Source organism: Roseomonas alba (genome assembly GCF_019430885.1).
GTDB lineage: Bacteria > Pseudomonadota > Alphaproteobacteria > Acetobacterales > Acetobacteraceae > Neoroseomonas > Neoroseomonas alba.
The window spans coordinates 410,968-434,987 of the sequence record NZ_JAHYBZ010000007.1; the positions used below are offsets into that span (position 1 = coordinate 410,968).

Sequence of the window (24,020 nt, forward strand, 5' to 3'; positions counted from 1 at the left end):
GCCCATCAACTCGATGGAAAGGACCACCGATGGCTTCCCGCCCCAATCTCCCCGACCTCGCTCCGGCCCACCATCTCGCCGGCGTTGCAGCCTCGGCCCTGTGCCGCAGCCTCGGCCTGCCGCCTGAGGATCGCGAAGACTTCCGCCAGGATCTTCTTGTCGATCTTCTGACCCGTCTTCCTGCCTACGACCCTGCGAAGGGCGAGTTCGGCGCCTTCGCTCGGGTCTGCATCCGGAATGCTGCCGCACTGATCGCCGGCAAAGCCCGTCGCCAGCGCGCTGCCCGCCATCCGCGCTCCCTCGACGATGCCGTTCCCAACACCGAAGGCCTGACGCTGGGCGACACCATCGCGGAGGCGGATGGATACGGCGCGTGGTGCGGCCAGTCCACCGACGCCATCGGCGCGCTGGAACGCCGCCTCGACCTGGAGCGCGCGGCCGGCGCAGTCGCCCCCGAGGACTACCCGCTCTGCGCAGCGCTCAGCGAGCACACGCCGCACGAGTTCGGCGAGCAGAAGACGATGCCGCGCATGCGCATCTATCGCCGCATCCGGGAAATCCGCCTGCGGCTGCTCGCCGCCGGCATCCCCTCCGCCGCCTGATACGGATTTGGAGGTGGATGAGTAATGGCTGTCATGGACACCAGCATCACCGACATCCGCGCAGTGGTGGCGCCTCTCACCGAGGCTTCCCTCTGCGCCTGGCTGGGCGCCGCGGCTCCCGGCGACAGCATCACCTACCACCGCGGCGCGCTCGCCCGGCAGGTCTGCCCGCAGTTGCAGTGCCTGCCCGAGCCGGAGCGCACCGCGCTGCAGCGCCTGGCGGCCCGCGCCTGGAAGCTGGCCGAGCTCGGCCTTGCCGACATCGTGCAGCGCCGCCACGGCTACGAGGACTACGACTACATCCTCGTCGCCCGCCGTCGCCCGCGCCGCGCCTCCTCCGCCATCCTGCCGATGCTGCTCGCGGAGGCCGCGTGATGGACGCGCTCCGCACCAACCGCCCGACCCTCGACGCGCTGCGCCACATGCAGGTGAGCGACGTCATCGCGCTGCCCGCCGAGCATCTGGCGCTGCTGCAGACCGATGCGCGCGAGGCGCTGGATGCCGCCAAGCGCATGCAGGACTGGATCGAGGCCGCGATCGCGCTCCGCTACGAGCAGCGCGCCATCGGCGCCCGTGCCGCTGCCGGCAAGGACACCGGCACGGTCCGCTTCCAGGACGGCGCCGTGGAGATCGCGGTCGATCTGCCGAAGAAGGTGGATTGGGATCAAGCGCGGCTCGCCGCGCTGTCGGAGCAAATCCGCGCCGGCGGTGAGGATCCCGGCCAGTACGTCGAGGTCAGCTTCAAGGTCTCTGAGCGAGCCTATACCGCCTGGCCCGATCGCATCCGCCAGGCCTTCGAGCCGGCACGCACGGTCCGCATCGGCCGCGCCACCTATCGCCTCGCCATCATGTCCGAGACGGCGCTGCGCGACAGCCCGCATGCCGCCGGCGTCATCCCGCTGCGGGGAGGCCGCTGATGGCGCTGCGCATCATCACCGCCGACGAGCGGCAGGCTGAGGCGCGCGGCATCAAGGCCGTGATCTTCGGCAAGAGCGGCATCGGCAAGACCTACCTCCTCCTTACGCTCGATGAGGGCAGCACGCTCTTCATCGACCTCGAGGCGGGCGATCTCGCCGTGCAGCACTGGCGTGGCGCATCCATCCGCCCGCGCACCTGGGAGGAATGCCGCGACCTCGCGCTGTTCCTGGCCGGCCCCAACCCCGCGTTGCGCGACGACCAGCCCTATTCCGCCGCGCAGTATGCGCGCGTCCTGCAGGCCTATGGCGATCCGGCGCGCATGGACGGCTTCGCCACCATCTTCGTGGACAGCATCACGGTCGCCGGCCGGCTCTGCTTCCAGTGGTGCCGCGGTCAGCCCGAGGCGCATTCGGAGAAGACCGGCAAGCCCGACATTCGCGGCGCCTACGGCCTGCATGGCCGCGAGATGATCGCCTGGCTCACGCATCTGCAGCATGCGCGCGGGCGCAACGTGATCTTCGTCGGAATCCTCGACGAGAAGCTCGACGATTTCAATCGCCGCGTCTTCGTGCCGCAGATCGACGGCAGCAAGACCGGCCTCGAGCTGCCCGGCATCGTCGATCAGGTCATGACGCTGGCCGAGATCAAGCCGGACGCCGCTCCCGGCCAGCCTGCGGTCGCATCCTTCCGAGGTCTGGTCTGCCAGACGCTCAACCCCTGGGGCTATCCCGCGAAGGATCGCAGCGGCCGGCTCGACATGCTGGAGCCGCCGCATCTCGGGCAGCTCTTCCAGAAAATCCGCAGCCCATCGCCGCCGATCGACGTGCACGGCGCGCCGTCGATCGCGCTGCCCGCCCCCACCCCCAACACCTGATCGGAGCAGAAGCACCATGGCTGCCTGGAACGACTACAACGACGCTCAGTCCAACCCGAACCTGATCCCCAAGGGGACGCTGGCGAAGGTCCGCCTCACCATCCGCCCCGGCGGCTTCGACGATCCGAGCCAGGGCTGGACTGGTGGCTACGCCACGCGCGGCAGCACTGGCGCCGTCTATCTCAATGGCGAGTTCACCGTGCTGGAGGGACCCTACGCCAAGCGCAAGGTCTTCACGCTGATCGGCCTCCACAGCCCGAAGGGGCCGGAATGGGCGGGGATGGGCCGCAGCTTTCTGCGCGGGATGCTGAACTCCGCCCGCGGCATCTCCGACAAGGATGTCTCGCCCCAGGCGCAGGCGGCGCGCCGCATCGGTGGCTTCGCGGATCTCGATGGCCTCGAGTTCGTGGCCAAGATCGAGCACGGCACCGATGCGGGCGGCGAGACCAAGAACGAAATCCGCATGGCGGTGACGCCGGACCATCGCGATTACGCGCAGGCGATGGGACGCACCGCTGCGCCGGCCGGATACGCACCACCGGCCTATGCCCCGCCGGCACAGGGCTACGCCCCGCCCGCGCACACGGCGCCGCCCGCCGCGCCGGCCATGCACCAGGGCGCCTTCCCGGCCTCGGCACAGCAGCCCGCTCCTGGCACCGATCCGCGTCCCGCCTGGGCGCGCTGAGGGAGGGCCGCACCAGCATGATGCTCCGCCCCCGCCAGAAGCTCTTCGTCGAGCGCAGCCTTCGTGCGCTCGGCGAGCACGGCAACACCCTCGGCGTCGCCCCGACCGGCGCCGGCAAGACGATCATGCTGTCGGCGGCGGTGGGCGAGCATATCGGCAGCAGTGCCGCCAAGGCCGCGGTCCTCGCGCATCGGGATGAGCTGACGACGCAGAACATGGCGAAGTTCCGTCGCGTGAACCCGGGCGTCTCGACCTCGGTGGTGGATGCCGGCCAGAAATCCTGGGGCGGCCAGGTCACTTTCGCCATGGTGCCGACCTTGACGCGCCAGGCGAACCTCGAGGCAATGCCGGCGCTGGACCTGCTGGTGATCGACGAGGCGCATCACGCCGTCGCCGACAGCTATCGCCGCATCATCGACCGCGCCCTGGATCGCAACCCGGCCTGCCGCATCTATGGCGTCACGGCCACACCGAACCGCGGCGATAAGATCGGGCTGCGCCAGGTCTTCTCCAACGTTGCCGACCAGATCCGCCTCGGCGAACTTATTGCCTCCGGCCACTTGGTGGCACCCCGCACCTTCATTATCGATGTCGGCGTCCAGGATGAGCTCCGCGCGGTGCGCCGCAGCGGCGACGATTTCGACATGGGCGAGGTCGCCCGTGTCATGGACACGGTGCCGGTCACGGACGCCGTGGTGAAGCACTGGCAGGAGAAGGCCGGCGGCCGCCAGACGGTAGCCTTCTGCTCCACCATCGCCCATGCCGAGCACGTCGCCGCTGCCTTCAACGCGGCTGGCGTCCCCACCGTCGTGGTCACCGGCGACATGCCGGAGGGCGAGCGCCGCTCCGTCCTGGCCGCCTATGCGAAGGGCGAGGCGCGCATTGTCGTCAACGTGGCGGTGCTGACCGAGGGCTGGGACCACCCGCCCACCTCCTGCGTCGTGCTGCTGCGGCCCAGCTCGTTCAAGTGCACGATGATCCAGATGGTGGGCCGCGGGCTGCGCACCGTCGATCCGGTCGAGCATCCCGGCATCGTCAAGCGCGACTGCATCGTCCTCGACTTCGGCATCTCCTCACAGATCCACGGCTGCCTGGAGCAAGACGTGGATCTCGACAGCCAGCCCGGCGAAGGTGAGCCGCCGACGAAGACCTGCCCCTCCTGCGAGGCTGAGGTGCCGATCGCAGTGATGGAGTGCCCGATCTGCGGGCACGCCTTCGAACCCCGTGGGCGCGAGACGGCGCCGCTCACCGACTTCATCATGACGGAGATTGATCTCCTCCGGCGCTCTGCCTTCCAGTGGTGCGATCTGTTCGGCGATGACGCCGCGCTGCTGGCCAATGGCTTCAACGGCTGGGCGGGCATCTTCTTCCTGAACGGAGCCTGGCACGCGGTCGGCGGGGCGAAGGAGGAGCGGCCGCGCCTGCTGTCCATCGGCGAGCGGCTGGTGGCGCTCGCCGCGGCGGACGACTGGCTGAACGCCTACGAGACCGACGAGAGCGCCCACAAGAGCCGGCGCTGGCTGCGGGAGCCGCCGACCGAACGCCAGCTGATCCATCTGCCCCCGGCGGCACGGGCCGATCTCGGCATGACCCGGTACCAGGCCTCGGCGCTGCTCACCTTCAAGTTCAACCGCCAGGCCATCCAGCATCTCGTGCGTAGCGCCCAGCCCGCGGCGCTGGGGCAGGCCGCATGATCGATGGCCCGCTCCCCGGAACCGCCCTGCGCCGTCTGCTCCCGCCCGGCGCGTGGCTTTGGCTGGTTCGACCCGGCGCCGCGGAAGAAGCCGCGGCCCTCGGTCTGCTTCTGCTGCATCGCCTGCCAGGGCTTCTGGTCGCGCTTGGCGGGGAGGTCGTCCGCCATGGTTGACCTCACCGAGCAGGAGAAGGCGGCGATGCGCGCCGCCATGCGCCGCGTCGCGGAGACCATGGCCGAGATCGGCTGGGGCACCCGCTTCCAGGAGCTGAGCGAGGCGCAGGTGCTGACGCTGATCGAGGTCGCCGTCGGCGGCTTCCAGGAGGCGATGCAGGCGATCGCCCGGCAGGACGCTGCGACGGAGGTGCCGTTCTGATGCTCGACTTCAACAGCCGCAGCCAGACCTCAGCGCATGTGAATGCCGCCATCGACGCGGCGCTGGTCGCCGCCAATCAGGCGACGCCGCCGCGCAGCTACCTGGGCGGCTCCCGCCTCGGCCATGCCTGCGAGCGCGCGCTGCAGTTCGAGTTCGTGAAGGCGCCGAAGGATGAGGGCGCAGATTTCGACGGCCGGCTGCTCCGCATCTTCGGGATCGGGCACGCATTGGAGGACGTCGCCGTCGCCTGGCTCCGGGGTGCCGGCTTCGATCTCTACACCCGCCGCGGCGGTGGCGAGCATGGCGAGCAGTTCGGCTTCTCCGTCGCCGGCGGTCGCATCCGTGGCCATGTGGACGGCGTCTTCGCCGGCGGCCCCGCGATCCCCGGCATGGCGTTCCCGGCGCTGTGGGAATGCAAGACCATGAACGCCAAGTCGTGGCGCGAGACGTCGAGCAAAGGCGTCGCCGCGGCCAAGCCGATCTACGCGGCGCAGATCGCGGTCTACCAGGCCTATATGGATGCCAGTGTCCCAGGCGTGGCGGACAATCCGGCGCTCTTCACCGCCATTAACAAGGACACGGCGGAGATGCACCACGAGCTGGTGCCGTTCAACGCCGAGCTGGCGCAACGCATGTCCGATCGGGCAGTCCGGATCCTGGCCGCGACGGATGCTGGCGAACTGCTGCCCCGGCTCGCCAGCCAGGCCGACCACTTCGAGTGTCGCTTCTGTCCCTGGGCCAAGCGCTGCTGGGCGCAGCCTGCATGACGGAATGGCGCGACTTCAACGATGCCGCGCCGCTGCTGGAGCAGGGCGTCGGCGACATTCCCGCCGCTGGGCAGATCGCCCTCGATCGACTTCCCGGTGCTGGGCAGCCGATGCCGGCGGCCGCGCAGCCCATCGCGCCGGACATCGAGCAGATCGCCGTCTTCCTCGACGTAGCGTTTGGCTATTGCGATGGCCTGATCCCGGTCCGCGGCTTCGTCGACCAGGGCCAAGGCCTCGACACCAAGCCGCACAACATCTGGGTGCCGGCCGATCGGCACGCCGCCGCATCTCTCAGCGCGTATGCCACCTGGGCCGCACGTGAGGGCAGCGCGGTCTATGTCATTCCCGGCACCGTCGCCGAACAGGGCCAGGCCCGCGCCGAGCATGTGCTGCAGATGCAGACGGTGGTGGTCGATCTCGATGCCGGCGACATCGCCGCCAGGCTGGCGCATCTGGTCCACCACCTCGGCGCGCCCACCCTGGTGGTCGAGAGCGGCGGCCGCACCCCTGAGGGCGCCGCTAAGCTGCATGTCTGGTGGCGGCTCACCGAGCCGGCCGAGGGGGAGGACCTGGCGCGGGTCTGCGCGCTGCGCGGCGAGATCGCGGAGAAGGTTGGTGGCGATCTTCACTTCCGCTCCGCTCACCAGCCGATCCGGGTACCCGGCACCGTTCACCAGAAGCATGGCACACAGCGGCGCGTCACCATCCTGGAGCACCGCCCCAGGGTCGAGGTGGAACTCGCCGACTTTGCCGCGGCCGTCGCGGCCATGCCCACCATGCCGGGCCTCGTGGCGCCCACTGCCGCCGCTGGCGCCAATCGGCCAGGGCTCGATGCCGTCCTGACCACGCCGGTGCGAGAAGGCGCCCAGGACGCCTGGACGCGCTTCCAAGGGGCGAGCGCCGCGATCGGCCACTTCGTCCGCCAGGTGCATGAAGGCCGCCTCACGCCCGACCAGGGCTGGGAGGCCATCTGCAGCTACAACGCCGCCTGCCTCCGCCCGGCCTGGCCGCTGGACCGCCTGAAAGCAGAGGCCGACGCGATCTGGGCGCTGCATCTTGATCGCAACGGGCCGCCGCTACTGCGTGCCAACGCCGCACCACCGGCAGCCGTCCCCGCCCACACGCTCGGCGCGCTGCTCGACGACACCTCCCCCATGCCGGAGGACCTCATCGGCCCTCGCCTGCTGACCCCGGGTGGGATGCTGGTGCTCGGCGGAGCGCCGAAGGTCGGCAAATCCGACTTCCTCATCAGCCTGCTCGTGCACGCCGCCGCCGGCGCGCCCTTCCTGCGCTTCACCGCGCCGCGGCCGCTCCGCGTGTTCTACCTGCAGGCCGAGATCCAGTACCACTACCTCCGCGAGCGCCTGCAGCAGCTGCGCCTCGACCGCGCCGTCGTTGCCCGCGCGCGCGACACCCTCGTCGTTACCCCGAAGCTCCGGATGCTGCTCGACGAGCGCGGCGTGCCGCTGGTGGCTGCCGCCATCCGCCAGGCCTTCCCCGACGCACCGCCGGACGTGATCTGCATCGACCCGATCCGCAACCTCTTCGATGGCGGCCCGGGCGGCGAGGGCGAGAACGACAACGCGGCGATGCTGTTCTTTCTGCAGAGCCGCGTCGAGGCGCTGCGCGACGAGGTCGCCCCCGAGGCGGGCATCATCCTCGCGCACCACACGAAAAAGCTCAGCAAGCAGCAGGTGAAGGACGATCCCTTCCTGTCGCTCTCCGGCGCCTCCGCGCTGCGCGGCTTCTACACCTCCGGCATGATCCTCTTCCGGCCCGACGAGGAGCAGACCGAGCGCGAGCTGCATGTCGAGCTGCGCAACGGGCCCGGCCTCAATCCGCTCCTCATCGACAAGCGCGGCGGGGCCTGGGTCGAGCTCGACCGCAAGGGCGAGCGCATCGTGCGGCGTGACGTCGGCGCCCGCCTGGACGCCGAGCGGAGCCGTCGCCACGACGTCATCCTGCAGATCATCGCGCAGGAGGCCCGCGAAGGGCGCGTGTTCACGGGCGGCGCCTTCGCGGCGCAGTTCGAGAACACCCACGGTCTCGGTGGCAACGACACCATCGCGCGCCGCATCAACGTCCTCGCCAACAAAGGCTACATCAAGTTCCTGCGCGCGGCCCCGGAGCACGGCATTCCTGCCAGCAAATCCTCCAAGGGCTATCTGCTGGTGCAGGACATGCTCTTCGCGACGGGCGAGGAGGCGGTGGATCCGGAGACCGGCGAGATCACGCCCAGGCTGGTTCGCCTGCTGCCCAGCCACTTCCAGTCGGACACCAACAGCGCCGTCCTGCCGGTCGAGAACCCCGAGGTCTGGGTGCTGAACGACCCGGAGGTCGAAGCATGATCGACCCGATCGGAACGCTTCCGCACCGTGCGGAACTTGGTGCGGAACTTGGCAGTTCCGCAAGTTCCGCAGCGCTGCGGAACTTCCCTGCGGAACTTGATTTGCCCAAGCATTCCAATGGGTTCGCCAAGTTCCGCAAGTTCCGCAAACGGGCTTTGCGGAACTGGCTTGCGGAACTTCAAAATGTCCAGCCCGAACAAGCGGTTAGGCAAGTTCCGCAAGTTCCGCAAAATGCCACCCCCCTACGGGGGGTGTGCGTGCGCGCCTCAGCGGCGCGCGCACACCATCCCCGGGGCGGTGCGGTTCGGGCTCGGGCTCCGCCCCGATGGTCACCATGCCCGCCAGCCGGGCAGCGACGGCGAGCTCCGCCAAGAACCGCGCCGTCGCCGCCCTCACCACAGCCGTCCCCTCCCGGAGACCACCATGGATCTCGCGACTCTCCCCATGCCCTCGGCCGATGCAAGCGGCGCCCTGCCCGAGCCGGCGCTCTTTCTGCCGCGCAAGCCGGGCATCCTCGCCCTGGATCTGGGCACCACCACCGGCTGGGCCCTGCGCTTCGACACCGGCCGGATCACCTCCGGCGTCGAGACCTTCAAGCCCCGCCGCTTCGAGGGCGGCGGCATGCGCTATGTCCGCTTCGTCGACTGGCTCGTCGAGATCGCCACGCACGCCCACGGCATCGGCCGCTTGGTGTTCGAGGAAGTCCGCCGACACGCCGGCACCGATGCAGCGCACGTCTACGGCGGCTTCCTGGCGACGCTGACCTCGTGGTGCGAGGAGCACGAGATCCCCTACGAGGGCGTGCCCGTCGGCACCATCAAGCGCTTCGCCACCGGCCGTGGCAACGCGGACAAGGCGGCGATCATCGCCGCGATGCGCGCCCGCGGCTTCGCGCCGGCCGACGACAATGAGGCCGACGCTCTGGCGCTGCTGCTCTGGGCGACCGATCCGCAGGGTGGTCGGGCATGAGGCTGCCCGATGCGCCGCGTCCGCCCCGGTCGTGTCTGGACCTGGCACGCAGCCCGTCAACCGCGATGGACCTCGACGCCATGCGCGCCGCTGCCTGGCACCGGCACGGCGTCGCCGCCCTGGCCGTGGAGGACATCGCCGATCCCTGGCTACGCCAGGCCGTCATCAACGAAGCAAGCCGGCGCTGGGGGCGTCGGCACGGAGGGGACCAGCATGGCCGGTAAGCGCAAGACGAAGGCGGCGAAGGCGAAGCCCGACGATCTCGCGAAGCCTTCGAAGTGGCGGCTGCAGCATGGTGGCTTCTCTGAGCCGGTCCGCGAGGCGGATCCCGAGACCGGCAGCCCGGTCCAGCATCGCCGCGCCGTAGACACACTCGGCCTGATGCTGGCGCATGGCAGCATCACGCCGGAGATGCACGAAGCAGGCTGCATCTTCCGGACACTGTTCCGCAGCGCCGCCATCGACAGCATCTCCACGTCGCAGTTGATCCGCCTGCCCGGCTCGACGGCCGACCGGCTCTCGAACCGCCAGCTCGACGCCCGTCGCCGCGTGCTTGCGGCGATTGATGCCCTGGGTGGGCACGACAGCCCAGCCGGCTCCTGCGTCTGGTTCGTCGTGGGGCTCGAGATGTCGGTTAGGGAATGGGCGGCACGCAGAGGCTGGAGTGGCAGGCCCGTGCCGCAGCCGATCGCCTGCGGCATCCTCGTTGCCGTATTGGGTGTGCTTGCAGCCCATTTCGGATTAGTATTGTCGGCGAATAAGGGCTGCGGTCGCACAGATGCTGCGGCAGTCGCTAGTTGATGCGGAAGCCGCTCCGATGACCGAATTTTCCGCCTATCGCCGCATTGTTGAGCAGGGCACGCTGTCCGAGCCGAATGGCGCTCCCGATCCACAATTCGCACTGCCGTCGACGGCAAACTGGATGCGGGCGCTGGCACTCCTCGTGGCGGATTCGGGGCTCTCCTTCAAGGAAGCCGCGAAGACCTATAGCGGCGTGCAGAGACGCCAGATGACAACGCACGAAGAGAACTCCATTTTTGAGCAGATGATCTTCGCGGCTCACCAGCTTTCGGCGCTGGAAGCCATGATGAGTGTGCCGCGAAGCGCTGACGTTGCGCGAGTGGGCATCATCACCTGGTACTACGGCATCTACTCGGCTGCTTCGGCGATGGTGGTCGCTCAGGATGGCTCTTTCCAGGATGACCATGCTGGAACAGCGAATTGCTGGGACCAGCAGATTGCTGCACGGGGTTTAGCTCCCAGCCCATTCGCACTCCGCGTATCGAGCTTGGTGAAGAGCGAAGCCGCATCTGAGATCGCGCAGTTCCCCGGTCAGGATTTCAGTGCCGCACTGACGACGACCCCCCGTACTGTCGACGACGCGCACGCTGCATGCCGGTCGTACCTACGAGGCAGCGTCAGTTGGTGGGCTTGGCGAACAGAGGAGGCACTTCGAACATCGAAGGACTTCAGGGCGCTTGGCGTGCAAAACTTCAGGACCAAAGCTGCCCGCGAGCTTCGAGATGCGCGGCTCCGTTCCCGCAGCTTATGCTTCATGCACCAGGCAATCAGGTATCGGGGGAAGGCAAACTATCGGGAGGCGTTGTTCCTTGGTTACGGCAACGCCGTGGAGACCATCTTGTCCGGCTATATCGAGAACCTCTCCATCGTTCTCCGAGGCTTTGTCGCAGCTGCCGGCGCGTTTGCTGCGAGGCGAATGGGACCTGCCTTGTGGCAGGACTTCGTCTCCGATCTCGAAGCAAAGCGGGCTTTCACGCTGAGGCCAACTGGTCTGTGGGCGTAAGCGGCAACCCACTCGCCGTTACAATTCACCCCGTGGCGGCGCGCAAATCGAGTTAGGTATGATGGTGACACGTCGAGAAGGTGCGTCGAGCACCGCGGCTCCCGAGCCACTCGCTCGCTGATCAGCCACAGTGGCTCTCGAGCCGCAGGGTCCTTCCTGGCCCCGCTGTATGCGGGGGGCGGAAGCGCGCAACATCGCTAGCGCCAGGCCGAAAATATGGTTTGCAGTTTGCAGCCTTTCCGCACCGCTTCAAACCGTTAGCTGCAAACCGACGCCGCGCCGCGGCCCTGCAAACCTCCTGCAAACCGGATGGCCAGATGACGCTCCCCTGGATGGCGGCGAAGATCCTGCTGCGTCCGGTGGCGGAGCTGCGCCCGCATGCCGGCAACGCCCGCGTGCACAGCGCCGAGCAGCTGGAGCAGATCAAGGCCAGCATGCTGGCGTTCGGCTTCACCAACCCGCTGCTGGTGGACGAGGACGGCGTGCTGATCGCGGGGCACGGTCGGCTCGAAGCCGCGACGGCGCTCGGCATGGCGAAGGTGCCGGTGATTGTGCTGCGGCACCTGTCCGCGGCGCAGAAGGAGGCACTGCGGCTCGCCGACAATCGGATCGCGGAGAATGCCACCTGGGACCAGGCGCTGCTGCGCGATGCGCTGGCCGGGTTGCAGGTCGATCATACTGTCGAGCTGGAACTCACTGGGTTCGGGGCAGCTGAGATCGCCGACATCCTCGCCATGGCGCAGGAGGCCGTAGCAGAGTTCTCCGATCAATCTGCTGTCGCGACGGGCGGAACCGCAGTGAGCGAAGATGCTGGCGCTCCGAGTGATCGGGCTGGGGCGGACGATCCCGCCGACGCCGATCCGGAACCGCCGCGCCAGGCCGTGACCCGCCCGGGCGACCTCTGGCTGCTGGGCGAGCATCGCCTTCTCTGCGGCGACAGCACCGATGCTGCCTCGGTCGCTCGCGTGATGGGCGAGGACCGCGCCGCGCTGCTGTTCACCAGCCCGCCCTATGGGAACCAGCGGGACTACACAACCGGCGGCGGCACGGATTGGGACGTCCTGATGCAGGGCGTGTTCCAGCATCTCGACGCGGCCATGCGGCCCGACGGCCAGGTGCTGGTGAACCTCGGCCTGATCCATCGCGAGAACGAATGGCAGCACTATTGGGCCGGCTGGCTCGATTGGATGCGCGCCCACGGCTGGCGCCGGTTCGGGCTCTACACCTGGGACCAGGGGCCCGGCCTGCCCGGCGACTGGAATGGACGCCTGGCGCCCGCCTTCGAGTTCGTCTTCCACTTCAATCGCCAAGCCCGCCAGGCGAACAAGATCGTGCCCTGCAAATGGGCCGGCACGCCGAACAAGGGCAGCGGCCTGCGCGCTGCCGACGGGACCATCTCGGAATACCAGCATGCCGGCATGCCGGTGCAGGACTTCCGGATCCCGGACAACGTGCTGCGCCTGACCCGCCATAAGGGCCGCGGCATCGAGACCGAACACCCCGCAGTGTTCCCGGTGGTGCTGCCGGAGTTCCTGATGCGGACCTACACGGATGAGGGCGAGGTGGTGTTCGAGCCGTTCGGTGGCAGCGGCACCACCATCCTCGCCGGCCAGCGCACCGGCCGCCGCGTGCGCGCGATCGAGCTGGCGCCCGCCTATGTCGACCTGGCGATCGCCCGCTGGCGGATGCTGCATCCCGATCTGCCCGTGACGCTGGCCGACGATGGCCGCGACTACGATGCCGTCGCCGCGGCGCGAACGGAGGTCACCGCCAATGCAGCCTGATCTCGTCGTCTCGACTCTGTCGGTCGCAGCGCTGGTCCCCTACGCCGAGAACGCCCGCACGCATTCGCCGTCGCAGGTGGCGCAGATCGCCGCCTCCATCACCGAGTTTGGCTTCGTGAACCCGGTGCTGATCGACGCGGAGGGCATGCTGATCGCCGGCCACGGCCGCGTCATGGCTGCGAAGCAGCTCGGGCTCGCCTCCGTGCCGGTGCTGCGCCTCGGCCATCTGTCGCCCGCGCAGGCGCGGGCGCTCCGCCTGGCCGACAACCAGATCGCGTTGAACTCCGGCTGGGACGAAGGCCTGCTCGCCGCCGAGATCGCCCGCATCCGCGACGAGGCGGTGGTCGACCTGGATGTGCTCGGCTTCTCGGGCATGGAGCTGGACCGGCTGCTGGCGGCCGCCGATGCCGGCCTTAGCGATGATGCTGACGAGGCCCCGCCGCCCCCCGTGGTGCCCGTCACCCGCACCGGCGACCTCTGGCGCTGCGGCGAGCACCGCCTGCTCTGCGGCGACGCGACGAAGCTGGTCGACGTGCAGCGCGCCCTCGGCGCCGGCCATCTCGCCGACATGGGCTTCGTCGATCCGCCCTACAATGTCGCCTACGAGGGCGGCACCGCCGCCAAGATGACCATCGCCAATGACGCACTCGGCGGCGGGTTTCCCGAGTTCCTGCGGCCGGCACTGGCCAACATGCTCTCGGTCACCAAGGGCGCCTGCTACGTCTGCATGTCCTCGTCTGAATGGCCGACGCTGCATCGCGTCTGGCAGGAGGCGGGCGGCAAGTGGTCCAGCACCATCATTTGGGCGAAGAACACCTTCGCGCTCGGTCGGGCCGACTACCACCAGCAGTTCGAGGCCATGCTCTACGGCTGGAAGGCCGGCGCGCAGCACTACTGGTGCGGCGCGCGCGACCAGGGGAACGTCTGGCACTTCGACAAGCCGGCGCGCAACGACCTGCATCCGACGATGAAGCCGGTAGCGCTGGTCGAGCGCGCAATCCGCAACAGCAGCAAGCCGCGCGACACGGTGCTGGACTGCTTCGGCGGCTCGGGCACCACCATGATCGCGGCGGAGCGCACCGGGCGGCGCGCCGTCCTGCTGGAGATCGACCCCGCCTATACCGATGTCATCGTGCGGCGCTGGCAGGAGACGACCGGCGAGGCGGCCGTGCTGGAAGGCGATGATCGCGTCTTCGCCGACATCGCCGCGGCCCGCGGCATCATCGATCATGATGTGATCCAGACCGCCGAATCATAGCAATCTCACGACGCTGCATCTTGCTTGGCTCGTGCGCGCCACGGCGCGAATGGTCCGTCACACGCAGGGGAGGCCCTGCACCACGACGGAGACGACCATGACCGACCGCGCCGCCCGCAACCAGGAAAACAGCCTGGCCGCCTTCCTCGCGAAGAAGGCGGAATTCGACGCCCTCCTCGCGGAACTCCAGCAGGCCAGCGAGGACCATTTCGGCGCGGACCCCGAGACGGTGCGTTGGGGCGAAGCAGCCTGGCTTTCGGATGCCACCGCGAAGCTGAAGGACGTCGCGGACCAGCATTTCCGCCGGGGCGAATACGCCCTCTGACGGGACCCCATCGCAGCTTGCTGCGATGGGAACTCGGCGCGGGCCACTCCCGCACCGCCCCGACCGGGATCTGCCCGGCGGGGCTCCCGGCAGTAGGGGCCGATGACCGGCGCCCGGAACCGGAGACCACCACGATGACCAAGCTTTCCGACACCCAGCGCGTGATCCTCAGCGCCGCCGCGCAGCACGAGATGGGCCTCGCCCGCGCGCCGAAGACCCTGCCGGCTGCCGCCCGCAACGCGGTGTTCCGCAGCCTGATCAAGAACAACCTGCTGACCGAGATCAACGCGCCGCGGGAGCATGTCGGCCTCGGCTGGCGGCAGGATGACGACGGCACCTGGATCGTGGCGCACATCACCGACGAGGGGCTGCGCGCCATCGGCGTCGACCCGAACGAGGGCAACGCGGTGGCCGACACGGCGCCCGCGGGCGCCGAGGCCCCGGCGCCGCAGGGTGAGGACACCCCGCCGCCCGAAGCCGCCCAGCCCGCGCCCCTGACGGAGGAAACCGCCCTGCTCGACCGGGCCCTCGCGGCACGCGCCGTCACGCCGCGCGCCAGCCTGCGCGACGCTGCCGCGGCGATCCTCTCCGCCTGGGATGACGAGGCCAACCGCGAGGGCGACATGATCGGCGCTCTGGACGCGCCGATGGAAGCGCTGCGCACGCTGCTCGCCGGCAAGCCTCCCCGCGTCGCCCGCGAGCCCGGCGCGCCGCGCAAGCCGCGCGAGGGCACGAAGCAGGAGCAGGTGCTGGCCATGCTGCGCCGGCCTGAGGGCGCCACCGTCGCGCAGATCGCCGAGGCCACCGGCTGGGCGCAGCACACGGTCCGCGGCTTCTTCGCCGGGCTCAAGAAGAAGGGCCACGCGGTCGAGGTGAAGTCGCGCGAGCGGATGGTCGGCCCCAACAAGACGGGCGCGAAGGGCTCCTTCACCATCTACGCACTATGCGAAGCTCCGCATAATGCATAATCTTTGACTCCGCATATTACGCACTGGCGGAGTGAAGCCGAGCGGGATTGATCAGGGCTCGCCGCGCAGCGGCGGGCCTTCGTGCTTGTCCCAATACCTTGCCGGGCGCTTCGGAGGCTTGAGCGCACGCACCAGCTCATCGGGCGTCCAGTTCAGGCGCTTCGCCGCCATGGCGACGTCCAGCAGCACCCTCCGCGCATCATCCATATACAGCTTCACCATGCGTGGCGTGCCGCAACGGTGCTCGGCGAGCGCCATCGCCTTCGCGGTCGCTTCCACCATCTTCTCGATGTCCTTCGGCGCACTCGGCTGTGGCATCTCCGCCGTCCTCCGCTCGTCGCGCAATGATGCATATCGCGCATCGCGGCGCCCATCGAAACCCTACAGAGCACATCGATCATTCGAGTTGGCTGCGTTCCGATACAGCGCGAATCGTCCGTCACGCGCAGGGCATCCCGCCGCGCCACGACGGAGACGATGATGAGCCAGAAGCCGCGGTTCGTGGAGCGACGCTGGATCATCCTCGCGCAGGACGGCCGGCACGTGACCATGGGGCGCGCCGCGCCACCCAGCGAGGCCGAGGTAGAAGCCGCCGCCGTGGCGCTCGCTGCGCAGGGCCTGGCCGGCTGGCTCGCCACGCTGGACGGCAACTACTGGTCGCGCCGCCGCGTGGCCCTCGCGCCGGTGCAGATGCTTGGCGGAGGCGCCACGCTCGATTGGCCCACCGCCATCACCGCCTTTGAAGCCGCCCGTCAGCACGCACTGCGCCCTCGGTAAGCACGCGCGTAGCCCATCCTCGTGCGGCGGGAGGTCGCCGCCATGCCGGAACTGACCGCCTCCACGCGCGAGGCCGCCCGTCGCCTCGGCGTCAGCGACACCGCTATCCACAAGGCCGAACGCGCCGGTCGCATCGCCCGCGAGCCGGACGGCCAGTGGGACATCGACGGGACCCGCCGCCGCCTGGTGGAGACCGCCGACCCCGCCCGCTCTCCCCTGGCCAGCGGCGCCGGCGCCGAGGGCACGCCCTTCGCCCGACTGAAGGTCGCGCAACTCGCGCTGAAGGTGGAGGCGCAGCGCCTCTCGCTGGACGAGACCAAGCGCCGCCTGGTGGATGTCACCGAGGCCAATGCCGCGCTCGACGAGATCGGCAGCACGATGCGCGACGCGCTGTTGAACTGGCCCGCCCGCGTCTCCGGCCTGATCGCCGCCGAGATCAACGTCGACCCGCATCTGCTGCAGACCATTCTGCAGAGCCACATCAACGACCTGCTGACGGAGGCGGCCGATCGCTTCGACCCAGCAGGCCTCGGAGGGGATCGGTCCCCGGACGCGTAGCCATGTGCGCCGCCGCGTCGGCGCCATGCTCCGCCCGCCGCCGCAGCTCACCGTCTCGGAATGGGCCGAGCGCCACCGCATGCTCGGCAGCCGGGCGTCGGCGGAACCCGGTCCCTGGCGCACCAGCCGCACGCCCTACCTCAAGGACGTGATGGACGCGCTGTCGGCGGTGTATCCGGCACGCCGGGTGGTGTTCATGAAGGGCGCGCAGGTCGGCGCGACGGAAAGCGGCAATAATTGGCTCGGCTACATCATGCACCACGTGCCGGCGCCCGCGCTGGCGGTGCAGCCGACCGTGGAACTGGCCAAGCGCTTCTCGCGGCAGCGCATCGACCCGCTGCTGGAGGAAACGCCGGCGCTGCGGGAGCGGGTGGCGCCGGCGCGGGCGCGGGACAGCGGCAACACCATGCTGTCGAAAGAATTCCCCGGCGGCATCCTGGTGCTGACCGGCGCCAACAGCGCGGTTGGGCTGCGCTCGATGACGGCGCGGTTTCTGTTCCTCGACGAGGTGGACGCCTATCCCGGCGATGTCGCCGGCGAGGGCGACCCCATCGCGCTGGCGGAGGCGCGCGCCCGCACCTTCGGCTGGCGCCGCAAGGCCTTCCTGGTCAGCACGCCGACCATTGCTGGCCGCAGCCGCATTGAGCGCGAGTACCTCGCCAGCGATCAGCGGCGGTTCTTCGTGCCGTGCACGGCGTGCGGCGAGATGCAGTGGCTGCGCTTTGAGCGCCTGCTCTGGGAGAAGGGCGCGCCGGAGACGGCGCGGTATCACTGCGCTGCCTGCGACCACCCGATGCAGGAGCACGACAAGACCGCCATGCTCGGCGGCGGGGAATGGCGCGCGACGGCCGAGGGCCAGGATCCGCACACCATCGGCTTCCATATCTCAGCGCTCTACTCGCCGGTGGGCTGGCTGTCCTGGGCGCAAATCGCCCGGGATTGGGAGGCCGCCCAAGGCAAGCCCGAGGACATCAAGACCTTCAAGAACACGGTGCTGGGCGAGACCTGGCAGGAGCAGGGCGAGGCGCCGGATTGGGAGCGCCTGGTCGAGCGCCGCGAAGATTTCCCGATCGGTGTGGTGCCGCCCGGCGCACTGGTGCTCACCGCCGGCGTCGACGTCCAGGATGACCGCCTCGAGTGCGATGTCTGGGGCTGGGCCGAGGGCTTTTCCTCCTGGCTGGTCGATCACGCGGTGATCCCCGGCAGCCCGCGGGATCGCGAGCCTTGGGACGAACTCGCCCGGGTGCTGGCGCGCGACTGGCCGCGCCAGGGTGGTGGCGCGATGCGCATCGCCCGCCTCTGCGTCGACACCGGCGGCCGCGACACCGCCGCCGTCTATGGCCACCTGCGCCGCCTGCGGGATCCGCGCATCGCGCCGACCAAGGGCATCGACGGCTGGAACCGGGCGCAGCCGGTGCAGGGCCCGACCCCGGTGGACGCGCTGGTCAACGGCCAGAAGCTCCGGCGAGGGCTCAAGCTCTGGACCGTCTCGGTCTCCACCTGGAAGGCCGATCTCTATCGCCGGCTCTGGCTTGGCCGCGGCGACGCAGACGAATTGCCGCCCGGCTGGGTGCATCTGCCGCGCGCGATCGAGGTGGAGTGGATCAAGCAGCTGGTCGCCGAGCAGCTGCGCACCACGAAGGACCGCCGCGGCTTCGCCCGGCAGGAATGGGCCAAGCTGCGGGAACGGAACGAGGCGCTGGACTGCGCCGTGCTCGCCCGCGCCGCGCTCTGGCTGCTGGGCGCGGATCGCTATGGCGAGCAGTTCTGGACGCGGTTGCGGGATGAGGCGGCGGATGCGCCGCTCGCGGCAGCACCCGTGCCGACGCCTGTTGAACCGCAGCCGCCGGCCGCGCCCGACACCCAGCGCCCGCGCGGCTGGTTGGCGCCGCGCGGCAACTGGCTTCGCTGAGGGAGGATGCGCATGGACCCGACCGTCCTCGCTTGGGCGCTCGCGCAGCCTGCCGGCAGCCGCGCCGCCGTCCTGGCCGCGGCTTTCACCGGCGGCACCACGCGTGTGACCTTCGACGGCCGCACGGTGGAATACCGGTCGCTGGATGAGCTCGGCCGGGCGCTGTCGGTGCTGCACGCGGCCGAGAACACCGCCGCACGCCGCCCCAACGTGACCTTCGCCAGCTTCTCCCGCGCGGGAACCAAGTGATGGGCCGTCTCCGCGATGCCTGGCACGCGCTGCGTGGTTATGCCGCAGCGCAGGACAGCCGCGCCTCGAGCTGGGCGGCGTCCGGCAGCAGCGCGACCGCGGAGGTCGGTGCGGCGGCCTCCACCGTCGCGCGCCGTGCCCGTGACGCCGTCCGCAACGATCCGTATGCCGCGCGCATCGTCGATCTCTGGACCGGCAATGCCGTCGGCGCGGGAATCACCACCCGCTGGCCGGACAAGCCGCATGCCGAGGCCTGGCGGCGCTGGTCCGACAGCACCGCCTGCGACGCCGAGGGGCGGCTTGACCTCTATGGGATCCAGGCCCTGGTCATGCGCGCCGTGGTGGAGAGCGGCGAATGCTTCGTCCGCCTGCTGCCCGCCGACATCACGCGCGCGAACCCGATCGGCCTTCGGCTGCAGGTACTGGAAAGCGACCACCTCGACACCGCCCGCAACGGCGTGGTGGAGGGACTGCCGACGTTGCAGGGTATCGCGCTGGGAGAGGCCGGCGCCCCGGCCGCCTATTGGCTGCATCGCATCCATCCCGGCGCCTCGTGGCTCATCCCCTCTGGCGGCCGCCTGACCAGCGAGGCGGTGCCGGCGCGGGACGTGCTGCACGTCTACCGCAAGCGCCGCCCCGGCCAGCTGCGCGACGTCTCCTGGCTCGCCCCGGTTCTGACCCGCCTGCGCGATCTCGGCGACTACGAGGCCGCCCTGCTCATGAAGGCCAAGATCGAGGCCTGCCTGGCGGCCGTGGTCTCCGAGGATGGCGACGACGCCATGACTGGTCCGGCCTCGGGCCTGCTGCGCGATGCCCAGGGCCGCACGGTCGAGAGCTTCGAGCCCGGCATGATCCTCTATCGCCGTGGCATGGGATCCGTGGAGGTGGTGAATCCCTCCGGCGGTGGCAGCCATGCCGCCTTTGCGAGGCGCGCGCTGGAGGCATCGGCCGTCGGCACCGGCCTGACCTATGACCAGGTCGCCGGCGACCTCACCCAGGCGAACTACTCCAGCCTGCGCGCCGGCAAGATCGAGTTCCGCCGGCTCTGCGAGCAGGTGCAGTACGGCATGCTCATCCCGATGCTGGTGCGGCCGATCGCCAACCGCTTCCATGCCCAGGGCGCGCTGCTGGGGTTGTGGGGTGCCGAGGTGCCGGAGGGCCTGTCGCACGTCCCGCCGGCGCACGAGATGATCGATCCCCTCAAGGACACCACGGCGCTCATCGCCCAGGTCCGCGCCGGCTTCGTGCCGCAGCCCGAGGCGGTGGGTGCCTTCGGCTACGACTTCCGCCAGGTGGTCGAGATGATCCGCGAGGCCAATGCCCTACTCGATGAGGCGGGTCTCTCGCTCGACAGCGATCCGCGCCGCGTCGCCAAGTCGGGCGCCGCGCAGGACGCCGCCCAGCTTGCCGCCATCGAGATCGCCGCCACCGGTGCTGCATCCCCCCGGTCTGATGATGCTGCCGCCACCCCAGGAGCATCCCCATGATCGCAGGCGCCTACGACTGGACCGACGACATGCTCAAGATCAAGAGCATGCAGAAGAAGTTCCGCGACAGCTTCAACGGCACCGAGATCAACCCGGCACGCTGGGAGGTGGCGGCCATCGGCGGCGGCATCACCCACGCCGTCGCCGATGGCGCGGTCACCATCTCCACTGGCACGACGCTCGATGACGAGCTCACGCTCACCAGCCGGACCACCTTCACCATCCCACTCCGGGTCATGGTGGCGGTGAACATGAGCCAGCGCATCGTCGGCCAGTCCGTCTGGCTGGAGCTGGTCAGCATCGACCCCACCACCGGCCAGCCGGACGGGCGCAACGCGGCGGCCTGGCGGCTGGATGGCGCCAGCGCGACACTCGCGAACTACGAGGTGCAGAGCGAGGGCGCCCCGCGTCTCGGCAGCACCTCGGGCAGCACCATCCCGACCACGGCGCCGGCGGGCTGGTCGGTGCTGGAGCTCGAGCCGACCAACGACGAATGCTACTTCCACGGAAGGCTGCTCGACACCACGGCAGCGCGCTCGAACTCCTATGTCCGCCACCAGCAGATCCCGGAGCCGAATGCGCTGTATCGCTTTCGGATCCGCGTGCGGAACCGGCAGTACATCAGCGGCATCTCGGCGGTCGCCAACAACGGCTCCGGCGCCGTGCGCATTACGCGCGCGGCACATGGATTTGCCACGAACGACGTGGTGACGGTCGCCGATGTATCGGGCGTGCCCGGGGCGAATGGCAGCTTCACCATCACGGTGATCGACGCGAACAGCTTCGATCTGGTCGGCTCGACCTTCTCGGGCGCCTATCTGAACACTGGCTGGGCCTCGGTCTCGCGGAATCTCGCGCCGGCGTCGAACACCGACATCAAGGTCCAGTTCGTCACCATCGCCGACTACGCCGAGCTGACGACCGAAATCACCGCCGGGCGAGGCCAGTCGGTCGCCGGCCAGGGGCTGGGCGTGAATGTGCTGAACGCGGTCACACCCATTGGTGGGCAGGCGCGCAACACCAGCGGCGCGGTGCCGGTGCTGGCGGCGACCGGATACTCGGCCAATCCGACCGCTGTCACCACCGCCCGCGGCGTGGACCTGCTGGCGACGCTGATCGGCGCGCTGGTGACCAAGCCCTACGCCATCCCCGAGGCGGACTGGCAGTACGCCGCGGTGGCGGGCGGGATCATCAACACCACCGACGTGGTGCTCAGGGCGGCCGCCGCGGCCGGCATCCGGAACTACGTGACCTCGATCGACATCCGCAACGCGCACGCGACGGTCGCCACGGAGGTGGTGATCAAGGACGGCGCCACCGTGATCTGGCGCCAGCTGCTGCCGGCGGCGATGGCGGCCCCGGTCGAGATCACCTTTCCCACGCCGCTGCGCGGCACCGCGGCCACGGCGATGAACGTCGCCTGCCTCACCACCGGCGCACAGGTCTACGTCAACGCGCAGGGCTTCGCCGCGCCCTGATCGGCGCTGCCCAGGAGAACTCCTCATGACTGAGCCGATCGAGCCAGGCGGGACCTCCCCCGCGCCGGAGCAAGAACCTGCGCCCGATCGACTGCCCGCCGTTGGGCAGTCGATCACCGCCTGCCGCGCGCTCGCCGCACCCGTCACCGTCGATCGCGCCGCGCGCACCGTCGAGGTGGTGTGGAGCACCGGCGCCCGGGCTCGCAACTTCGTCCCCCCGCTGGGACCCATCATCGAGGAGCTCGACATGCGGCCCGAGGCGGTGCGCATGGACGCGCTGCGCTCCGGCCGGGCGCCGGTGCTGGACACCCACCGGCGCGCCGGCACGCGGGATGTGCTGGGCCGCGTTACCGCGGCCCGCCTCGAGGCCGGCCGCGGCTACGCCACGCTGCAATTCAGCGGCGCCGATGACGTCGAGCCGGTCTGGCAGCGCGTCGCCGACGGTACGCTGCAGAGCGTGAGCGTCGGCTACCGGGTGCATCACTACGAGCCCCGGCCAGACCCGAGGACGGGCCAGACCATCCACCGCGCGGTGGATTGGGAGCCCTACGAGATCTCGATCGTGCCGGTCCCGGTCGACGCGGCCGCTGTCGTGCGGGGCGAGGGGGACCAGGGCACCCCCGCCACCGCCATCGAACCCGCCCTGACCATCACCGAGGAACCCACCTTGCCCGAGACGACGCCGGCTTCGCCGGATCCCGCGCCGGCGCCGCCCGCGCCGCCCACCGCCCCGCCCCAGGAGACCACCGTGACCACCGCACCCGCCACCCCGCCCACCGCTCCGCCCGAGCCCACGCGCGCGGTGCCGCCGGCGCCCGACCTGGACGCCATCCGCGCCGAGGCCGAACGCGCCACCGTCGAACGCATCGCTGGCTATGAGCCGGTCCTCGCCGCCGCCCGCGGCCTGGTGACCCCCGACATGCTCGACACGATGCGCGAGGCCGCCATTCGCGACCGCGTCTCCCCCGAGGTGCTGCGTGGCCGCCTGTGGGAGGCCTTCACCAGCGGCGCTGCCCGCCCCTCCCTGCCGGCGCGGCCGGAGACCGGCCTCTCCAACGCCGATCCGGTGCAGATCCTGGACGCCATGGCCGAGGCGTTGGCCGTCCGCACCATGCCCGGCTACCAGGCGCCCACCACCGGCCGCCACACCGAGTTCCTCGGCTGGCGCCCCTCCGACATGATCGGCGAACTGCTGCGCGCCCGCGGTGAGCGCAACGTGCCGCGCAACCCGACCATCCTCGCCGAGCGCGCCTTCCACACCACCAGCGACTTCCCCGCACTGCTCTCGGCCGCCGCCAACAAGATGCTGCTGGCGGCCTATGCGCCGGCGGCGCCGACCTACCGCACGCTGTTCCTCCGCCGCGACTTCCGTGACTTCAAGCCGCACCGGCACCTGCGCGTCGGCGACTTCCCGACCCTGCTGCCGCTGTCGGAGAATGGCGAGGTCCAGGCCGGCACCATGTCCGAGAGCCAGGAGCTGGTCTTCCTGCAGACCTTCGCGCGGCGCATCCGCGTCACGCGGCAGATGCTGGTCAATGACGATCTCGGCGCCTTCACCGACTTCGCCTCCATGATCGGCCGGCGCGTGGCCGACTTCGAGAACGCCACGGCCTATGCCCTGGTGAACAGTGCCAGCGGCGACGGCCCGACGCTGACCACCGGCGCCGCGCCGGTCTTCGGCACGGCGGCGGCGCGGGCCAACAAGGCGAGTGCGGGCACCGCGCTCGACCTCCCGAACCTGGCGCTCGGCCGTGCCGCGGTGATGCGCCAGAAGACCCTCGACGGGCTGCCCATTGCGGTCGGTGCGCAGATGCGGCTGCTGGTCGGGCCGAACCAGGAACTCGCCGCGCGGCAACTCACCGTGTCGGTGCAGGCGACGCAGACCAGCAACGCCAACGTCTATGCCGGCTTCGTGCAGCCGCTGGTCGAGCCGCTGATCCCGGCCAACCGCTGGTACCTGTTCTCTGATCCGCTGGCGGCCCCGGTCTACGTCTACGGCTACCTCAACGGTGCCGAGGGGCCGCAGGTCACCACCGGCAATGTCCAGGGTGTGGATGGCGTCGAGGTTTCGGTGATCTTCGACTTCGGCGTCGGTGCCATCGACTGGCGTGGCGCCTGGTTCAATCCGGGCACCTGATCGTCCCTGCCACCCCAACAGCCATGACGACACGCGGGGCGCCTCGTTGGG

General features: G+C 69.9%; 25 protein-coding genes. 24 read left to right on the top strand and 1 reads right to left on the bottom strand.

Features of this window, described 5'->3' with window-relative positions; translation table 11 throughout:
* Nucleotides 1-29: 29 nt before the first annotated feature.
* The 17 genes from KPL78_RS21130 (at nucleotide 30) to KPL78_RS30375 (ending at nucleotide 15,371) form a co-directional block, all read left to right on the top strand.
* Nucleotides 30-602, top strand: a complete 573-nt coding sequence (locus tag KPL78_RS21130) for a sigma factor (RefSeq protein ID WP_027286252.1) — start codon at nucleotides 30-32, stop codon at nucleotides 600-602.
* 33 nt (nucleotides 603-635) lie between these two features.
* A complete protein-coding gene (locus KPL78_RS21135) occupies nucleotides 636-977 on the top strand; it encodes a hypothetical protein (protein ID WP_216840198.1) in 342 nt (113 codons plus the stop codon).
* A complete protein-coding gene (locus KPL78_RS21140; protein ID WP_219764939.1) occupies nucleotides 977-1,519 on the top strand; it encodes a hypothetical protein in 543 nt (180 codons plus the stop codon). The genes KPL78_RS21135 and KPL78_RS21140 overlap by 1 nt, the downstream gene beginning before the upstream one ends.
* Nucleotides 1,519-2,394 (top strand): ATP-binding protein, encoded by an 876-nt coding sequence (locus KPL78_RS21145; protein WP_219764940.1) that lies wholly within the window; start codon nucleotides 1,519-1,521, stop codon nucleotides 2,392-2,394. The genes KPL78_RS21140 and KPL78_RS21145 overlap by 1 nt, the downstream gene beginning before the upstream one ends.
* A 16-nt stretch (nucleotides 2,395-2,410) precedes the next feature.
* Nucleotides 2,411-3,079 (top strand): hypothetical protein, encoded by a 669-nt coding sequence (locus tag KPL78_RS21150; RefSeq protein ID WP_216840436.1) that lies wholly within the window; start codon nucleotides 2,411-2,413, stop codon nucleotides 3,077-3,079.
* A 17-nt stretch (nucleotides 3,080-3,096) separates the two neighbouring features.
* A complete protein-coding gene (locus KPL78_RS21155) occupies nucleotides 3,097-4,773 on the top strand; it encodes a DEAD/DEAH box helicase (protein ID WP_216840435.1) in 1,677 nt (558 codons plus the stop codon).
* A 165-nt stretch (nucleotides 4,774-4,938) separates the two neighbouring features.
* Nucleotides 4,939-5,148, top strand: coding sequence for a DUF6511 domain-containing protein (locus KPL78_RS30370; RefSeq protein ID WP_246603391.1), 210 nt, complete (start codon nucleotides 4,939-4,941; stop codon nucleotides 5,146-5,148).
* Nucleotides 5,148-5,915 (top strand): hypothetical protein, encoded by a 768-nt coding sequence (locus KPL78_RS21165; RefSeq protein WP_219764941.1) that lies wholly within the window; start codon nucleotides 5,148-5,150, stop codon nucleotides 5,913-5,915. Before KPL78_RS30370 ends, KPL78_RS21165 begins: the two co-directional genes overlap by 1 nt.
* The gene (locus KPL78_RS21170; protein WP_369412808.1) at nucleotides 5,867-8,263 is read left to right on the top strand and encodes an AAA family ATPase; all 2,397 of its coding nucleotides are present in this window, start codon (nucleotides 5,867-5,869) and stop codon (nucleotides 8,261-8,263) included. The genes KPL78_RS21165 and KPL78_RS21170 overlap by 49 nt, the downstream gene beginning before the upstream one ends.
* A 423-nt stretch (nucleotides 8,264-8,686) precedes the next feature.
* The gene (locus KPL78_RS21175) at nucleotides 8,687-9,232 is read left to right on the top strand and encodes a hypothetical protein (RefSeq protein WP_219764942.1); all 546 of its coding nucleotides are present in this window, start codon (nucleotides 8,687-8,689) and stop codon (nucleotides 9,230-9,232) included.
* Nucleotides 9,229-9,456 carry a hypothetical protein gene (locus KPL78_RS21180; RefSeq protein ID WP_040613984.1) on the top strand — a complete coding sequence of 76 codons (228 nt, stop codon included), beginning with the start codon at nucleotides 9,229-9,231 and terminating at the stop codon, nucleotides 9,454-9,456. The genes KPL78_RS21175 and KPL78_RS21180 overlap by 4 nt, the downstream gene beginning before the upstream one ends.
* The gene (locus KPL78_RS21185; protein WP_219764943.1) at nucleotides 9,446-10,033 is read left to right on the top strand and encodes a hypothetical protein; all 588 of its coding nucleotides are present in this window, start codon (nucleotides 9,446-9,448) and stop codon (nucleotides 10,031-10,033) included. Before KPL78_RS21180 ends, KPL78_RS21185 begins: the two co-directional genes overlap by 11 nt.
* A 16-nt stretch (nucleotides 10,034-10,049) precedes the next feature.
* Entirely contained in the window at nucleotides 10,050-11,036 is a 987-nt protein-coding gene (locus KPL78_RS21190) for a hypothetical protein (RefSeq protein WP_219764944.1), read from the top strand.
* Between the two features lie 317 nt (nucleotides 11,037-11,353).
* Entirely contained in the window at nucleotides 11,354-12,820 is a 1,467-nt protein-coding gene (locus KPL78_RS21195; protein ID WP_219764945.1) for a site-specific DNA-methyltransferase, read from the top strand.
* Complete coding sequence (locus tag KPL78_RS21200; protein WP_219764946.1) at nucleotides 12,810-14,078, top strand: site-specific DNA-methyltransferase; 1,269 nt, start codon at nucleotides 12,810-12,812, stop codon at nucleotides 14,076-14,078. Before KPL78_RS21195 ends, KPL78_RS21200 begins: the two co-directional genes overlap by 11 nt.
* A 97-nt stretch (nucleotides 14,079-14,175) precedes the next feature.
* Nucleotides 14,176-14,403, top strand: a complete 228-nt coding sequence (locus tag KPL78_RS21205) for a hypothetical protein (RefSeq protein WP_219764947.1) — start codon at nucleotides 14,176-14,178, stop codon at nucleotides 14,401-14,403.
* A 134-nt stretch (nucleotides 14,404-14,537) separates the two neighbouring features.
* Complete coding sequence (locus KPL78_RS30375; RefSeq protein WP_255569262.1) at nucleotides 14,538-15,371, top strand: DUF3489 domain-containing protein; 834 nt, start codon at nucleotides 14,538-14,540, stop codon at nucleotides 15,369-15,371.
* Nucleotides 15,372-15,422: 51 nt separating this feature from the next.
* On the opposite strand, the gene KPL78_RS21215 is transcribed toward KPL78_RS30375, so the two are convergent.
* Nucleotides 15,423-15,689 carry a hypothetical protein gene (locus KPL78_RS21215; RefSeq protein WP_219764948.1) on the bottom strand — a complete coding sequence of 89 codons (267 nt, stop codon included), beginning with the start codon at nucleotides 15,687-15,689 and terminating at the stop codon, nucleotides 15,423-15,425.
* A 162-nt stretch (nucleotides 15,690-15,851) separates the two neighbouring features.
* Here KPL78_RS21215 and KPL78_RS21220 point away from each other — a divergent pair, with 162 nt between their 5' ends.
* The 7 genes from KPL78_RS21220 to KPL78_RS21250 are packed head-to-tail and all read left to right on the top strand — an operon-like array spanning nucleotide 15,852 to nucleotide 23,969.
* Complete coding sequence (locus tag KPL78_RS21220) at nucleotides 15,852-16,148, top strand: hypothetical protein (RefSeq protein ID WP_219764949.1); 297 nt, start codon at nucleotides 15,852-15,854, stop codon at nucleotides 16,146-16,148.
* A gap of 42 nt (nucleotides 16,149-16,190) precedes the next feature.
* On the top strand, nucleotides 16,191-16,706 hold the full coding sequence (locus KPL78_RS21225; RefSeq protein ID WP_219764950.1) for a MerR family transcriptional regulator: 516 nt from the start codon (nucleotides 16,191-16,193) through the stop codon (nucleotides 16,704-16,706).
* 4 nt (nucleotides 16,707-16,710) lie between these two features.
* Nucleotides 16,711-18,618 carry a phage terminase large subunit family protein gene (locus KPL78_RS21230; RefSeq protein ID WP_369412810.1) on the top strand — a complete coding sequence of 636 codons (1,908 nt, stop codon included), beginning with the start codon at nucleotides 16,711-16,713 and terminating at the stop codon, nucleotides 18,616-18,618.
* A 12-nt stretch (nucleotides 18,619-18,630) separates the two neighbouring features.
* Nucleotides 18,631-18,867, top strand: coding sequence for a phage head-tail joining protein (locus tag KPL78_RS21235; RefSeq protein WP_219764951.1), 237 nt, complete (start codon nucleotides 18,631-18,633; stop codon nucleotides 18,865-18,867).
* Entirely contained in the window at nucleotides 18,867-20,354 is a 1,488-nt protein-coding gene (locus KPL78_RS21240) for a phage portal protein (protein WP_219764952.1), read from the top strand. Before KPL78_RS21235 ends, KPL78_RS21240 begins: the two co-directional genes overlap by 1 nt.
* Complete coding sequence (locus tag KPL78_RS21245) at nucleotides 20,351-21,832, top strand: ubiquitin-activating E1 FCCH domain-containing protein (RefSeq protein WP_219764953.1); 1,482 nt, start codon at nucleotides 20,351-20,353, stop codon at nucleotides 21,830-21,832. The genes KPL78_RS21240 and KPL78_RS21245 overlap by 4 nt, the downstream gene beginning before the upstream one ends.
* Nucleotides 21,833-21,857: 25 nt before the next feature.
* Nucleotides 21,858-23,969 carry a prohead protease/major capsid protein fusion protein gene (locus tag KPL78_RS21250; protein WP_219764954.1) on the top strand — a complete coding sequence of 704 codons (2,112 nt, stop codon included), beginning with the start codon at nucleotides 21,858-21,860 and terminating at the stop codon, nucleotides 23,967-23,969.
* Nucleotides 23,970-24,020: the final 51 nt, after the last annotated feature.